A 14,544-nucleotide genomic window follows, 5' to 3' on the forward strand; every position below is an offset into this window, starting at 1 on the left:
GGAGCCCGGCTCAGGAACCGAGGGCGACGATCATCTTGCCGATGTTCTGGCCGCGCAGCAGGCCGAGGAACGCGTCCAGGGTGTTCTCGACGCCCTCGACGACGGTCTCGGGGTACTTGAGCTCGCCGGAGCGGACCCAGCCGCCGACCTCCTCGACGAAGCGCGGGCGCAGCGCCTGGTGGTCGGTGACGATCATGCCCTGGAGGCGGATGCGCTTGCTCAGGACGAGCCCGAGGTTGCGCGGGCCGGCCGGCGGCTCGGTGGCGTTGTACTGCGAGATCAGGCCGCACAGGGCGATCCGGCCGTGGGTGTTCAGGGAGTCGAGGGCGGCCTCCAGGTGCTCGCCGCCGACGTTCTCGAAGTAGACGTCGATGCCGTCGGGGGCCGCGGCGCGCAGCTGCTCGGCGACGGGGCCCTTCTTGTAGTTGAAGGCGGCGTCGAAGCCGAAGTCCTCGGTGAGCGCCTTGACCTTCTCGTCGGTGCCCGCGCTGCCGATGACGCGCGCGGCGCCCTTGAGCCGGGCGATCTGGCCGACCAGGCTGCCCACGGCGCCCGCGGCGCCGGAGACGAAGACGGTGTCGCCCTCCTTGAAGGAGGCGACCTCCAGGAGACCGGCGTAGGCGGTCATGCCGGGCATGCCGAGCACGCCGAGGTAGGCGGAGAGCGGGGCGACGGCGGGGTCGACCTTCACCGTGTGCCGGGCCGGGACGACCGCGTACTCGCGCCAGCCGAGGTTGTGCAGGACGTGGTCGCCGGGCGCGAAGCCCTCGGCCCGGGAGGCGACGACCTCGCCGACCGCGCCGCCGTCCATGGGCTCGTCGAGCCGGAAGGGCGGGATGTAGGACTCGCGGTCGTCCATGCGGCCGCGCATGTACGGGTCCACCGACAGGTGGGTGTTGCGGATCACGAGCTCGCCCTCGCCCGGCTCGGGCACCGCGATCTCGCGCAGGGCGAAGTCCTCCGGCTTCGGCCAGCCCTGCGGGCGGGCGACCAGGTGCCAGGCGCGGCTGGTGGCGGGGATGGCGGACATGGCGGAGCCTCCAATGCTTCAGGAACTGAAACAACCATGCGCCTCGATATTTCACATTGTCAAGCATGCGAGTAGCCTGGTGGGCATGACTCCTCCCACGCCGCGGGCCACGCCCCAGACCGACGCCCTGACCCAAGAGGTGGTCGAACTCATCGGGACGGTCGTGACGCGCTACCACGAGGAGTACGAGGAGGCGGCCGCCAAGCACTCCCTCACCGGCGCGCAGGCCCGCGTACTGGCCCTGCTGAACCGCGAGGCGCTGCCCATGCGGCACATCGCCCAGAAGCTGAAGTGCGAGCCGTCCAACGTCACCGGCATCGTCGACCGGCTGGAGACCCGCGGCCTGGTCGAGCGCCGCCCCGACCCGGACGACCGCCGCGTCAAGCTCGCCGCCGTCACCGAGGAGGGCCGCGAGACGGCGGGCCGCCTGCGCGCCTCCCTGAGCTTCGCCCGCGAACCGCTGGCCGGCCTGTCGACGGAGGAGCGCACCTCCCTGCGGGACCTGCTGCGCAGGATGCTGGGCGAGGACCTCTAGCCACACCCGCCCCGCCGGGCCGGCCCGGCGGGGCGCGGCCCTACGGCAGGACCAGGGCGCCCGACGTGACCACCGTGCCCAGGCGCGGCATGTCCAGCGTCACCGCCGCCCGGTGCTCCTCGGCCGTCATGGCACTCGTCGCGTCCTCGACGAGCAGGACCTCGTAGCCGTGGTCGACGGCGGCCCGGGCGGTCGACTCCACGCCCAGGTTCGTCGCGATGCCGGCCAGGACCAGCGTGCGGACGCCGCGCTCGCGCAGCCGGGCGTCGAGCTCCGTGCCGTGGAAGGCCCCCACGGTCCGCTTGACGATCTCGATGTCGCCGGGCTCCGCCAGCCCCGGGAGCAGCCCGCTGCCGGGCGGCTGCTCGGCCGGGCCCGGCCGCTCCACCCGGACGACCACGACCGGGGCGCCCGCCTTGCGGAAGGCCCGCGCCAACTCGGCCGCCGTCGCGGCCACTTCGTCCCCCGACCGGGGCGCGAGCGGCAACGCCACGACGCGTTCCATGAGATCGACGAGAACGAGTGCGGTGCGCTGGGGGTCGATTTCCGTCATGGCCAGACCGTACCGGCAGCGACCACGGCGTGGGCGGCCTCCGGGCCAGCTCACGGCTGCCGGGAGGTAAAGCTTCCGCGAAAGGACGGGGTCGGCCGGGCGCGGCGCGGGCGCCCGTGATCGTACGGCACAACTCCCCGTCGGCGGCGGGCGATCGCGCGAACAGGGGCGGGTGCGCCACGATGGCCGCATGAGACCGGAGCCCGACCCCGTACCCGGCGGCACCGCCGCCCTCGGCCCGCTGGACTTCCAGCTCGTCCTGCTGCGCCGGATGGCCGACCACCAGCCCCACCTGGTCGAGGACGCCCTGCGCGAACTGGGCGCCGGGCGCGCCGAGATGCGCGAGGCCAACCGCCGCTGGCAGGCCATGCTCCACTCCCCGCGCCGCCGGGGTGCCGGGGCGCGCTACCGCTCCGTCCTCGGCCCGCCCGAGGACGTGGGCGAGCGCCGGGTCGGGGACCTGACGTTCGAGGCGGCCACCTGGCCGGTGCCGCTCTGGCCGGACCTGCGCTTCGAGGTGCTGTCCGCGCCGGGCGGGGTGGTCTGGAACGAGTGGCTGGTGCGGGCGCCCGGCGCGCCCGCCGCCGTACCGCGCACGATCGAGGAGCTGCTCCCCTGGTCCTGCACGGTGGACGAGGTCGCGCGGGCCTTCGCCCCGGCCCGGCCCATGGAGGGCACGGCCCCCACCCGCTGGCGGCTGGCCTTCGAGGCCCCGGACGCCACGGGGGCGCGGGGCGGATACGTGGCGGAGTTCACCTGGGGCCTCTTCCAGCGGCTGGTCCCCTAGCCCGGGGCGCCCGGGCCCCCGGACCGGGTCCGTATCGGACCGGAGGGGGAGGCGAACTGGCCGATCGGCCGAGGCGGGGACGGCGGCGACGTCCCTAGGTTGGACCCCATGTCCCGACCGTCCCGTCGCCTCCGCGGCGCCCGCCGAGAGCGCCTGCCGCTGCTCAGGCCTGTCCTGGCCCTGCTGCTGGCCGTACCGGCCGCGGTGCTGGTGGCGTGCGCGCCGGGCGGGGGGACGGACAAGGTCATCGGCGGGCCGGCCCGGGCCGACGAGCCGTCGCGGCTGTCCATCCCGTCGATCGGCGTGGACAGCCCGCTGATCCGGCTGGGCCGTGACAAGGACGGCTCCCCGCGGGTCCCGCCGCCGGAGAAGGGCATGACCGCGGGCTGGGACACCGGCAGCGCGGAGCCCGGCGCCCCGGGGGCCGCCGTGATCGTCGGCCATGGCGACACCGGCGACACCGGCCGGGTCAAGGGCGTCTTCCACGACCTGGACCGGCTCGCGGAGGGCACGGTCGTCGACGTCGAGCGCGGCGACGGCACGGTGCTGCACTTCGCGGTGACCGGCACCGAGCGGGCCGCCCCGGGCGCCTTCCCCGTCCACAAGGTCTACGGGAGGACCCAGGAGAGGGCGCTGCGCCTGGTCGGCTGCGGGGGCGAGGCGGCACACGGCCGCGGCGGCCACACGGAGAATCTGATCGTCTACGCGGCCCTGCGCCCCTGAGGGACCCAGGGGCCCGGGACAGCCCCACGGGCGGTCCCAGGCCCCGGGGGCCGGCTCGGGCGAGCCCGGCGGCTCAGGCCAGCTCGGCGGCCAGCGTGATCGTCGTACCGGTGAGCGCCTGGCTGACCGGGCAGTTCTTCTTGGCGTCCTCGGCCGCCGCGACGAAGCCCTCCTCGTCGAGGCCGGGCACCTCGCCCCGCACGGTCAGGTGGATGCCGGTGATGCCCTCACCGGGCTGGAAGGTGACCTCGGCCTTGGTCTCCAGGCGGGTGGGCGGCGTGCCGGCGCCGGTCAGGCCGTGCGAGAGGGCCATCGAGAAGCAGCTGGAGTGGGCCGCGGCGATCAGCTCCTCGGGGCTGGTCTTCCCGTTGGCCTGCTCGGCGCGGGAGGGCCAGGAAACCGGCTGCGAACCGATGCCGGACGACTCGAAGGTGACGGTGCCGCTGCCCTTGAGCAGCTCGCCCTCCCAGACGGTGGTCGCGATGCGATTGGTGGCCACGCTGTTTTCCTCCCACGAAGAACGGTCATCACACGGTCGGGACGACGCCCCGATCATTCCGCCCCCGGCACACCGCCCTCGGCTCCGACACGCCCGTTCCAGGCGAGCAGCGCGGGCCTGCCGTGCTCGGTGCCGATCCGGCTGACGGTGCCGGTGTCGAGCCGGAACAGCGCGCCCGCCGACGGCGGCAGCCCGAGCCTACGAGCCGTCAGCACCCGGAGGAAGTGGGCATGGGCGACGAGCACCACGTCGCCACGCGTGTCGTCGTCCCGCAGCCGGGACGCGACACGCGCCAGCACCCGGTCCGCGCGCTCACCGACCCGCTCCGGACTCTCCCCGGGGTGGCCCGGCGGCCCGGGCACGGCCCCGTCCTCGAAGAGGAACCAGCCGGGCCGTTCCCGCTGGATCTCGGCCGTGGTGACGCCCTCGTACCCGCCGTAGTCCCATTCGCGGAGGTCGTCGACGGTCTCGGTGTGCCGGAGGCCGGCCAGCTCGGCGGTCCGGGCCGCCCTGGCCATCGGGCTGGTGAGGACCAGCCCCACACGGCGTCCGGAGAGGTACGGCCGCAGCGCCCGGGCCTCCTCCTCGCCGCGGCCGGTGAGCGCCACGTCGCTCCAGCTGGTGTGCCGGCCGTCCCGGCTCCACTCGGTCTCGCCGTGCCGGATCAGGAGCAGCTCACTCATCGCCGTCGTGCGCCTCGGCCCGCTGCTTCGCCACCGCGGCCCGCACCTCGTCCATGTCGAGCGCGCGGGCCTGCCGGATGACGTCCTCCAGGGCGGCCGCCGGCAGCGCCCCCGGCTGGGCGTAGACGGCGATGCTGTCCCGGACGATCATCAGCGTGGGGATCGAGCGGATCTCGAAGGTCGCCGCCAGCTCGGGCTGCGCCTCCGTGTCGACCTTGGCGAACAGCAGGTCGTCATGGGTCTCCGCGGCACGCTCGAACACGGGCGCGAAGCTCCGGCAGGGGCCGCACCACTCCGCCCAGAAGTCGATGAGGACGAAGCCGCTGCCGCCGACCACCTCGTCGAAGTTGTCCTTGGTGAGTTCCACGGTGCTGCCCATGCGCGCCTACCCGCTTCCGGTCCGGTGTGCCCGACGGTCTGTCGTTCGACCAGTCTGACCCATCCGGCCCGGAAGCGGCGTTGTCCCCGGTGGTTACGCGAGGCTCTTGACGACCTTGCCCAGGCGGGCCAGGCCCTCCTCGAGGACCTCGACCGGACGGGCGTAGCTGATGCGCAGACCCGCCTCGGAGCCGAAGACCTCGGCCGGCATGACCAGGACGCGCTCCTCCTCCAGGAGCTTCTCCGCGACGGCCTGGGAGGCGGCCGGGATGCGCAGGTTGAACCAGGCGAACGGGGTGTCGGCCGGCGGCACCAGCTCCAGCCACTCGGCGTGCTCGGCGGCGAAGCGGTTCAGGCTCTCGATGCCGCCGCCGACGAAGGAGTGGTAGCGCTCGACGTGCTTCTGACGATCCTTCAGGACGTCCGCGGCGACGCGCTCCCACACCCAGGAGTTCGACACGGTGGTGTAGCGCTTGTAGTTGACCATCCCCGCGATGACGCCGGGGTCGCCAGCGGCCCAGCCGACGCGCAGCGCGGGCAGGCCGTAGACCTTCGACAGGCCCGAGACGGAGAGGGACTTGGCGTAGCGGTGGACGATCGACTCGGAGAAGTCGAGGAGGTACTCCTCGTCGTTGACCACGAGCAGGTCGTGGGCGCGCGCCACGTCGAGGATGACGGTCCAGTCCTCCTCGGTGAAGCGGTAACCCGAGGGGTTACCCGGACTATTGAGGACGAGCAGCTTGGTGCGCGGGGTGATCAGGCGGGCCAGGGCCTCCGCGTCGAAGGGGCGGCCCGGGTGCAGCGGGAGGATCGAGACGTCGCAGCCGATGTGCTTGGGCACCTCCCAGGACTGCTGCCAGCCGGGGCTGGTGGTGATCATGTGGTCGCCGGCCCGCAGGGTGCTGCGGTAGAGGAGGTAGAGGGCCTCCTGGGCGCCGTGGGTGACGACGACGTCGCCGTCGCCGCCGCCCTGGCGGCCGTACAGGCCCGCGACGGCCTCCCGGAGCTCGGGGATGCCGCGGTCGATGCTGTAGTCCATCTCCCACTCGGGGTCGAGCGTGATGTCGCGCAGCCGCTGGAACTGCACGCCGCTCTCGGCGAGGTCGATGTCGTAGCGGCCGTGGGCGTCCGCGAAGAGCCACTGCTGGATGGTGTACGTAGCGATCAAGGTGCTGTCCCTGTCGTATGGAGCGGGTGGAGCGGTGGATCGGGTGGGGAAGTGGAACGGATCCGTGGCGCCGCGGGGCCGCCGCGGCGCCACGGATCCGCTACGGGGCGGCGGGGACGTCCGGCGCGCCGGCCGCGGCCGCCTCCGCCGGTGCCGTCGCCGTCGTGGCGGACCCGGCGGGCGGGCCCGTCTCGCCGGCCTCGCCGGCCGCGGCGGCGGCCCGCTGCCGCTTGCCGAGGACGGAGTGGCGGACGCCGTAGGTGAAGTAGATGACGATGCCGATGACCATCCAGATCAGGAATCGCACCCAGGTCAGCACGCTCAGGTTGAGCATGAGCCAGACGCACGCGACGGCCGAGAGGATCGGCACCACGGGGACCCACGGGGTACGGAAGCCGCGCGGGATGTTGGGCCGGGTCCTCCGCAGCACGATCACGCCGATGGAGACCAGGACGAAGGCCGACAGCGTGCCGATGTTGACCATCTCCTCCAGCTTCTCCGCGGGGGAGAAGCCGGCGACGACGGCGACCACGATGCCGACGAGCACGGTGGCGCGCACGGGCGTGCCGCGCGAGCCGGTGCGGGCGAGCTGCCGGGGCACGAGGCCGTCGCGGGACATCGCGAAGAGCACACGGGTCTGGCCGAGCAGGGTCACGATCGTCACGGTGGTCAGGCCGACGAGGGCGCCGATCGCGATGATGGTGGCCGCCCAGTCGACGCCGAGATCGGCGAACGCGCTGGCCAGGGTGGCCTTGGTGCCGTCGGGCTTGGTCTTCAGCGCCGTGTAGGGGCGCATGCCGGTGACGACGAGGGAGACCGACACGTACAGCGTGGTGACGATGGCGAGGGCGGCCAGGATGCCCCGCGGCATGTCCTTCTGCGGGTTGCGGGTCTCCTCGGCCGCGGTGGCGACCATGTCGAAGCCGATGAAGGCGAAGCAGAGCAGGGAGCCCGCGGCCAGGACGCCGAAGATGCCGTAGGTGCTGGTCTCGCCACCGGAGAGCAGCGAGAACAGCGACTGGTTGTCACCGCTGTTCGTGGCGTCCGCGGAGGCGGACGGCGGGATGAACGGCGAGTAGTTCTTGACGTCGATGTAGGTGACGCCGACCGCGATGACCAGCAGCACCACGGCGATCTTGATGCCGGTGATGACCTGGTTCACCCGGGAGGAGAGCTTCGTGCCGAGCGAGAGCATGACGGTCAGCACGGCCACCAGGAGCACGGCCGCCCAGTCGAAGCGCACGCCGGCCACATGGATCACGGTGTGCAGCTTGCCGCCGGTGATCAGCTCGACGCACTGGCTGAGGTAGGCCGACCAGCCCTTGGCGACGACGGCCGTGGCGAGCGCGAACTCCAGGATCAGGTCCCAGCCCAGGATCCAGGCGACGGCCTCGCCGAACGTCACGTACGAGTAGGTGTACGCGCTGCCCGCGACCGGCACCGTCGAGGCGAATTCCGCGTAGCACAGGGCGGCCAGGCCGCAGGCCACCGCAGCGAGTAAGTAGGAGACGGAGACCGCCGGGCCGGCCATGTTGCCGGCGGTGCTCGCGGCGAGCGTGAAGACGCCCGTGCCGATGACGACGGCGACACCGAAGACGGTCAGGTCCCACGCGGTGAGGACCTTCTTCAGCTTGGTGCCCGGTTCATCGGTGTCGGCGATCGACTGCTCCACCGATTTCGTGCGGAGAAATGTGTTGCGATCCATGGAAGTCCGTTGTGCCGTTGGAGTGGGAGCGGGTCAGCCGGTCAGCTGTGCGAGCGCCAGGTAGAGCGCCGTACCCGTGAAGATGGCCAGCAGCGGATTCCTCCGCCAGTGGTAGACCGCGGCCGTGACGGCGATGCCCACGACGCTGGGCAGGCCGTAGGGGGACTTCGCGAAGTCGACGGAGCTCACCGTGTAGAAGACGAGGATGAGCATCACGCCGCCCGGCATGGCCGCGCCGAGGTAGCGCATGAGCGGGGTGTCCGCCACGCGCCGCAGGGCCACGAACGTCAGGCCGCGCAGCGCGAACGTGACGCACATGATCACCAGGATGGCGCTCAGGATGTACATGCTGTGCGTCATGCCCCGCCCTCCGCCGCGGCCGCGGTGTCCGCCGTCGCGCCGTCCGCCGCCCTGCGCCGCTGGAGGAAGTACCAGCCCAGCAGCATGGCGACGAAGACGCTCAGCGCCACGGCCAGGAAGCTGCGCTCACCGACACTCATGGCCACGAAGCCGGCCGCGAGCCCCATGACGGTGGGCGCGTTGTTCTTGCGCTTGTAGAAACAGTCCTGCGCCAGCACCACGAAGAGCGCCGTCAGGACGAAGCCGAGTCCGTCGATGGACTCCGGCAGGGCGAACGACAGCAGGGCGCCGGCCGCGCTCCCGCCCACCCAGTAGGCGTGGCTGAGCGCCTGGATGTACGTCAGCCGGTCCGCGGTCATCTCCTCGCGCGGCACCGTGGCGAGCAGCGAGTACGTCTCGTCGGTGAGCGCGAAGGCGCCGTAGACCTTCCGCGCCGCGCCCTTGAGGACGTCCATCGGGAAGGACAGCCCGTAGAAGACGTGGCGGAAGTTGACCGCCAGCGTCATCATCGCGACCTGGAGCAGCGGGGTCCCGGCCGTGATCATGCCGACGGCGAGGAACTCCATCGACCCGGCGAAGATGAGCGCCGCCGACAGCGGGGCCCAGTACCAGTCGAGCCCACTGTTCACCAGCAGGATGCCGAAGGCGGCGCCCAGCGGGGTGTAGCCCATGGCCACGGGAATGGTGTCGCGCAGGGCGCGCCGGAACTCCGACGGCGCCGGGGGGGGGGGGGGGGGGGGGGGGGGGGGCGCTGGGGGGGGGGGGGGGGGGGGGGGAGGGGGGGGGGGTGGGGGGGGGGGGGGGGGGCTGGGGGGGGGGGGGGGGGGGGGCCGCCCCCCCCCCCCCCCCCCCGGGCTCCGGTTCGGGCCGCGCGGGCGCCTCCCGCGCGGCCTCGGGGGCGTGGCCCGGGGCGTCGAGCCGCTTCTCAGGCATGGACCTTGACCGTGACCACGATGACGTCGCGCTGGGCCCGGCCCGGCAGCTTCGGCGTGAACGGGGAGACGTAGTGCTTGACGGCCTTGTCGTCCAGCACCAGGGTCTCGCCGGCCGACATGGCGCGGTCGAAGACGATGACCTCCTCGTTGGTCGCGTCCGCGATCATGGAGGTGCCGCCGTTGACGTTGTCGTTGGCGACGGCGGTGACGGCCACGTAGTCGAAGCCGTCGTGGTGGAAGCCCTCGGGGGCGGGGTAGCCGGGGTGGGCGTCGTCGGCGATGACGCGCATCTGGTGGACGCCGACCTCCATCTCCTCGGCCGCGAACATGGTGCGCATGGCGGGGTCCGCCATCAGCGCCTCCACGAACTCGCGGGCCTCCGGGCCGAGCGAGGCGAACTTGCGCTGCATGCCGCCGGCGTAGTCGTTGATGTCCTCGCTCTGGAAGAAGTCACCGCTCTCCGTCCAGAGCACCTTGTCGCCCTTGACCCGTCCCTCGGCGTAACCGCGGTAGCGGAAGACGAAGTCGCCCTTGAGATACGGGTCGGCGGAAAGCCGTCCGAAGCTCTCCTGCAGCGGCTTGGTGATCTTGTCGATGTTGCTGGTGACCGTGTAGTACATCGATTTCCCTACGAAGAGCGTGCACTGCGACTTGCGGATAAGCGGCGGCCATGGCCGGGAACCGGCCGTGAAAAGAGCGCGAGGCGGCGCACGGGGCGCCGACGGGGTATGCCGAACCGGCCCCTCGAACGCGATGCGGGGGCCCGGCGAAGAAAAGAGGAACTCGCGGCACAACAGGGGTTGTTGGGCCCGCTCAGCAGGCCTCTCACCACCACTCGTAAACGATCTTAACTGCGCGTGAGCATGCCGACAACCGCCTTCGAGGACCCGACGTCGATTCTCGGACAAGTTCGTTCCAGCCGGATTCGAGCCGTCCGCGAGTGCACCGTGCATCGCGAGACACGGATCACACCGCCGGGCCTTGCCGCCGGACCGTCACCTCCGTTTTGATCTTGGCCTGCGGGTTCTTACCGGGGAGTAAGAACCAGCTCGTACGACATCGGTGTGCTGCGATGGGGGGACCATGCGACGCCACAACCCGAAGCCTTCCAAGGAGAGTTGCTTACTCCTCGGTTCCTTGCTGGACCACTGGGCCGCGCGGACCCCGCACGGCCAGGCGCTCGCGTTCGGCGAGCGCGGCTGGACCTGGCGCGCCTTACGGGAGCGCGTCCGACGGCTCTCCGGATTCCTCGCGGAATCCGGGATCGGCCGCGGCGACCGCGTCGCCTTTCTCGACCGCAATCACGCCGCCTGCCTGGAAGTGACCTTCGCCGCGGCCGCCCTCGGCGCCGCGAACACGGTGCTGAACTGGCGGCTCGCGGAAAGCGAACTCGCTTATGTCATCGCGGATTCCGGCGCGAGAGTGCTGTTCGTGGGAGAGGATCTGCTCCCGTCCTTACGGCCCGTACTGGAAAGCGTTCCCGGACTCGAACGCGTCATCGTGGTCGATGACGGGAACGCCGAATACGAACGGCTCGTGACGGACTCCCGGCCGCTCCCCGGAGACGGGGCGCACGCGAGTCCGGACGACGTCTGCCTGGTCCTCTACACGTCCGGCACCACGGGCACCCCGAAAGGCGCGGAACTGACGCACGCGGGATTGCTGGCGCATGCCGGCGCCCTGCTGACGGCATTTCCGATCGGCCCCGGGGACCGTAATCTGGTCGCGCTTCCGCTCTTCCATGTCGGCGGCAGTTGTTACGCGATCACCGGATTCCTCGCCGGCGCCCCCACCACCCTGCTGAGGGACGCCACCCCCGCCGCGGTCTGCGCCGCCGTCACCCACGGCGCGACGCACGTCCTGCTGGTACCCGCCCTCGTGCCCGGCGTCATCCAGGCCGGCCCCGAGGCGATCGCCGCCCTCTCCCGGGTGCGCTACCTCCTCTACGGCGCGTCACCGATGCCGGTGCCCGTGCTCAGGGAGGCCCTCTCCCTCCTCCCCGACGTCCGCTTCGTCCAGCTGTACGGCATGACGGAGCTCTCCGGCGCGGTCTCCGCGCTGGACCCCGGGGCGCACCGCGATCCGGAGCGCCCCGAACGCCTCGCCTCCGCCGGACGGCCGCTGCCCGGCGTGGAGTTCAGGGTGGCCGACCCGGACACCCTCACCGGGGTTCCGCGGGGGGACCGCGGCGAGCTGTGGATCCGCAGCGCGCAGCGGATGAAGGGCTACCGCGGTCTGCCGGACGCCACCGCGCGGGCCTTCGCGGACGGCGGCTGGTACCGCACCGGCGACGTCGCCCGCCTCGACGACGAGGGCTTCGTCTTCATCGAGGACCGGCTGACCGACCTCGTCATCACCGGTGGGGAGAACGTCTACTGCCCCGAGGTCGAGCAGGTCCTCGCCGCGCACCCGGCGGTCGCCGAGTGCGCCGTGATCGGCGTGCCCGACGACGTCTGGGGCGAGTCCGTCCTGGCGGTGGTCGTCCCGGCCGACGGCGCCCGGATCGACGACGACGGGCTCACGGCACTCACGGCCTTCTGCCGGGAGCGTCTCGCCGGCTACAAGTGCCCGCGGCGCGTGGTCGTGACCGGCGCGCTGCCCCGCAACGCGACCGGCAAGGTGCTCAAGGGCGAGCTCCGCGCGCCGTACTGGACCGGCAGAGACCGGGCCGTCTGAAGGACCGGGTCCGGGCGCCGATGCCCCAACCCGCCTTATTTCCAGGGCATTTCCACCCTTCCCTTCTTCCTTCCTTCCGTTCCGCCCTCCCCTGTTCCGATCGTTCCCGGAGGAGATCCATGACCCTGTCCATCCTGTCCGACGAAGCGGTGGTCGTCCGCACCCCCGAGGAGTTCCTCGCGATGCCCGAGGAGTACCGGGAGGTCGCGATCCGGCAGATCATGGTGAACACCGAGGGCGAGCTCTCCGGTGGCGACGACTACGCCATGATGTTCCTGCCCATGGCGCCGGACGCCGAGGAGCGCCAGGTCTGCGCGGAGCGCGCCGCCGAGGAGTACGACCACTACAAGCTCGGCAAGAAGGTGCTCGCCGACATCGGCATCGACACCACCTACATGGAGACCCAGGGCCGCGGCGAGCGCCCGCTGTTCGCCGACGAGCGCATGCACACCTGCACCACCTGGGCGGAGCGCGGCATCTACTCGTACATCGGCGAGGAGACCGCGCTGGTGATGATCAAGGAGTTCGCCGAGAGCAGCTACCGCCCCTGGGCCGACGCCGTCCGCACGATCATCAAGGACGAGAAGATCCACATCGCCCACGGCGCCCGTGTCTGCCGCAACCTGGCGCAGACGGGCGAGGGCCGGGAGCAGCTCCAGTGGGCGCTGGACCGGCTCTGGCCCATGTTCGTCTCCATCTTCGGCAGCCCGCGCTCCGAGCGCGCGAAGCTCGCCGTCCGCTTCGGTCTGCGGCAGACCACCAACGGCGAGGCGTGCGACCAGTGGCGCTCCGTCGTCGTGCCGCGGGTGCGGAACCTGGGCCTGCGCGTCCCGGAGTGACCCCGCCACCCGGGCGGCCCCGGCGGGCCGCCCGGCCCGGGACGAACCACCGCAGACGTAAGAAGGGCACATGGCTACACCGATCTCCATCACCCCGCGTGAACTGACCCGGCGCGAAGCCAAGATCCGCGTGCGGGAGCTGGTCGCACAGCGGCCCGGACTCGCCGAGCGGCTCCGGCTGATCCGCGGTCTGGGCCGCGACGTACGCGCCTGCGAGGTGCACCTGACCAACAACTGCAACATCCGGTGCAAGGGCTGCTGGTACTTCGAGGGCGGCTTCGACGACGCCGTACGGGAGGTCTCCGACCTCGGCAGGATCCGGGCGTTCGCCGAGGACCTGGCCGAGAAGGGATACACCCAGGCCACCCTCATCGGCGGCGAGCCCACCCTGGTGCCCCGGCGCATCGAGCCGTTCGTCGAGCACCTGCCGTACATCTCCATCTCCTCCAACGGCCTCCGGCCGATGCCGCGCGAAGGATTCGAGAAGATCGCGATCGGTGTCAGCCTCTTCGGCGGCGGTCCGCTGGACGACGACCTGCGGGCCATCCGCGTCAACGGCTCGAAGTTCACCGGGCTGTTGGACACCGCGCTCTCGCACTACCGCGACGACCCGCGCGTCCTCTTCGTCTACGCGCTGTCCGAGAACGGGCTGCGGTACATCGAGCCGACCGTCCGCAAGATCCAGGACAACGGCAACGCCGTGACCTTCAACTTCTACAGCGAGCACGGCACCGACACCCCGCTGCGGATCGAGAACGAGGCACGGACGCTCGAAGAGGCCCTGCGCGTCAAGGAGTTGTACCCGGAGACGGTCGTCAGCCACCCGTACTTCATCGAGACGCTGATCACGGGACGCACGCACTGGGGCGGCCGGTTCGGCTACGACGTCTGCCCGAGCATCAGCGTCAACATGCCCGAGCACGCCGAGCGGGTCGCCAACGGCAATCCGGTGCTGGGCGAGTTCGCGGTGTTCGGCGCCGACTACGAGACCCTCCAGTTCTGCTGCACGTCCGGCGACTGCGGCGGGTGCCGCGACAGCCAGGCCGTCTACAGCTGGCTGATGGTCAGCATGCACCGCTTCCTGGACAGCACGGAGCGGCTGGAGCAGTGGCTGGACCTGGCGGAGAGCTACTGGCGCCAGTGGCACTGGTCCCCGCTGCACCCGTCGAAGGCCCCCGCGCCCGCCCCCGCCCCCGCTGCCTGACGGCCGCCCCGGCGCGCCCAGACGCCCAGCCGCCCATCGGCCACCCGACCATCGCCTTCCGAAGACAAGGATTTCCGTGTCCCAGCCTGCCGACCGCTCCGCCGTGCGGACCTTCCTCGAGAACGAACTCGTCGATTTCGGGGTCGAGCCCGACATGATCGCGGACGACGCCACGCTCGACGAGCTCGAGATCGATTCCCTGGACATCGTGGAGCTCACCACGACCGCCAAGTCGCGTTTCGGCGCGGAGATCCCGCGCAAGTCCTTCACCCGTGACATCACCGTCGCCCAGGTCGTCGACCTGATCTGCGACCGGGCGGGCCTGGCGGGCGTCTAGGTGAGCCGGTCCATCGCCGTCACCGGCATCGGCGCGGTGACCCCGCTGGGCGTCGGGGGGGGGGGGGGGGGGGGGGGGGGGGGGGGGGGGGGGGGGGGGGGGGGGGGGGGGGGGGGGGGGGGGGGGGGGGGC

At 71.9% G+C, this 14,544-nt stretch carries 17 protein-coding genes; 7 read left to right on the forward strand and 10 right to left on the reverse strand.

What is annotated here, in order from left to right; genetic code table 11:
• Nucleotides 1-10: 10 nt before the first annotated feature.
• A complete protein-coding gene (locus tag AC07BS_RS08980; protein ID WP_478641408.1) occupies nt 11-1,030 on the reverse strand; it encodes an NADP-dependent oxidoreductase in 1,020 nt (339 codons plus the stop codon).
• 85 nt (nt 1,031-1,115) lie between these two features.
• Between AC07BS_RS08980 and AC07BS_RS08985 the strand changes: the two genes are divergently transcribed.
• A complete protein-coding gene (locus tag AC07BS_RS08985; RefSeq protein WP_478641409.1) occupies nt 1,116-1,565 on the forward strand; it encodes a MarR family winged helix-turn-helix transcriptional regulator in 450 nt (149 codons plus the stop codon).
• A 40-nt stretch (nt 1,566-1,605) separates the two neighbouring features.
• Here the strand turns inward: AC07BS_RS08985 and AC07BS_RS08990 are convergent, their stop codons facing one another.
• A complete protein-coding gene (locus AC07BS_RS08990; RefSeq protein WP_478641410.1) occupies nt 1,606-2,118 on the reverse strand; it encodes an isochorismatase family protein in 513 nt (170 codons plus the stop codon).
• A 190-nt stretch (nt 2,119-2,308) separates the two neighbouring features.
• Between AC07BS_RS08990 and AC07BS_RS08995 the strand changes: the two genes are divergently transcribed.
• Together AC07BS_RS08995 and AC07BS_RS09000 are read left to right on the forward strand one after the other, a co-directional pair.
• Nucleotides 2,309-2,905, forward strand: coding sequence for a hypothetical protein (locus AC07BS_RS08995; RefSeq protein ID WP_478641411.1), 597 nt, complete (start codon nt 2,309-2,311; stop codon nt 2,903-2,905).
• Between the two features lie 108 nt (nt 2,906-3,013).
• On the forward strand, nt 3,014-3,628 hold the full coding sequence (locus AC07BS_RS09000; protein WP_478641412.1) for a sortase domain-containing protein: 615 nt from the start codon (nt 3,014-3,016) through the stop codon (nt 3,626-3,628).
• Nucleotides 3,629-3,701: 73 nt separating this feature from the next.
• On the opposite strand, the gene AC07BS_RS09005 is transcribed toward AC07BS_RS09000, so the two are convergent.
• From AC07BS_RS09005 to AC07BS_RS09040, 8 genes are all read right to left on the reverse strand, one after another.
• Entirely contained in the window at nt 3,702-4,127 is a 426-nt protein-coding gene (locus tag AC07BS_RS09005; RefSeq protein WP_478641413.1) for an OsmC family protein, read from the reverse strand.
• A 53-nt stretch (nt 4,128-4,180) separates the two neighbouring features.
• The gene (locus AC07BS_RS09010; protein WP_478931135.1) at nt 4,181-4,810 is read right to left on the reverse strand and encodes a histidine phosphatase family protein; all 630 of its coding nucleotides are present in this window, start codon (nt 4,808-4,810) and stop codon (nt 4,181-4,183) included.
• Nucleotides 4,803-5,189 carry a thioredoxin gene (gene trxA, locus AC07BS_RS09015; protein ID WP_478931137.1) on the reverse strand — a complete coding sequence of 129 codons (387 nt, stop codon included), beginning with the start codon at nt 5,187-5,189 and terminating at the stop codon, nt 4,803-4,805. Before trxA ends, AC07BS_RS09010 begins: the two co-directional genes overlap by 8 nt.
• Before the next feature lie 93 nt (nt 5,190-5,282).
• Nucleotides 5,283-6,356, reverse strand: a complete 1,074-nt coding sequence (locus AC07BS_RS09020) for a pyridoxal phosphate-dependent aminotransferase (RefSeq protein ID WP_478931139.1) — start codon at nt 6,354-6,356, stop codon at nt 5,283-5,285.
• Between the two features lie 100 nt (nt 6,357-6,456).
• Complete coding sequence (locus AC07BS_RS09025) at nt 6,457-8,061, reverse strand: amino acid permease (protein ID WP_478931141.1); 1,605 nt, start codon at nt 8,059-8,061, stop codon at nt 6,457-6,459.
• A 33-nt stretch (nt 8,062-8,094) separates the two neighbouring features.
• Nucleotides 8,095-8,421, reverse strand: a complete 327-nt coding sequence (locus AC07BS_RS09030; RefSeq protein ID WP_478931143.1) for a branched-chain amino acid transporter permease — start codon at nt 8,419-8,421, stop codon at nt 8,095-8,097.
• Entirely contained in the window at nt 8,418-9,092 is a 675-nt protein-coding gene (locus AC07BS_RS09035) for an AzlC family ABC transporter permease (protein ID WP_478931145.1), read from the reverse strand. Before AC07BS_RS09035 ends, AC07BS_RS09030 begins: the two co-directional genes overlap by 4 nt.
• A 254-nt stretch (nt 9,093-9,346) precedes the next feature.
• On the reverse strand, nt 9,347-9,976 hold the full coding sequence (locus tag AC07BS_RS09040) for a 2OG-Fe dioxygenase family protein (RefSeq protein ID WP_478641423.1): 630 nt from the start codon (nt 9,974-9,976) through the stop codon (nt 9,347-9,349).
• A 463-nt stretch (nt 9,977-10,439) separates the two neighbouring features.
• On the opposite strand from AC07BS_RS09040, the gene AC07BS_RS09045 reads away from it, so the two are divergent.
• The 4 genes from AC07BS_RS09045 (at nt 10,440) to AC07BS_RS09060 (ending at nt 14,412) form a co-directional block, all read left to right on the forward strand.
• Complete coding sequence (locus AC07BS_RS09045; RefSeq protein WP_478931147.1) at nt 10,440-12,032, forward strand: AMP-binding protein; 1,593 nt, start codon at nt 10,440-10,442, stop codon at nt 12,030-12,032.
• Nucleotides 12,033-12,151: 119 nt separating this feature from the next.
• The gene (locus tag AC07BS_RS09050; protein WP_478641425.1) at nt 12,152-12,871 is read left to right on the forward strand and encodes a Phenylacetic acid catabolic protein; all 720 of its coding nucleotides are present in this window, start codon (nt 12,152-12,154) and stop codon (nt 12,869-12,871) included.
• A 70-nt stretch (nt 12,872-12,941) separates the two neighbouring features.
• Nucleotides 12,942-14,075: a radical SAM protein gene (locus AC07BS_RS09055; RefSeq protein ID WP_478931149.1), complete on the forward strand. Its 1,134-nt coding sequence runs from the start codon at nt 12,942-12,944 to the stop codon at nt 14,073-14,075.
• Between the two features lie 76 nt (nt 14,076-14,151).
• Nucleotides 14,152-14,412, forward strand: a complete 261-nt coding sequence (locus tag AC07BS_RS09060) for an acyl carrier protein (protein WP_478641427.1) — start codon at nt 14,152-14,154, stop codon at nt 14,410-14,412.
• The last annotated feature ends 132 nt before the right edge of the window (nt 14,413-14,544 follow it).

This window comes from Streptomyces sp. NPDC044063 (assembly GCF_056434285.1).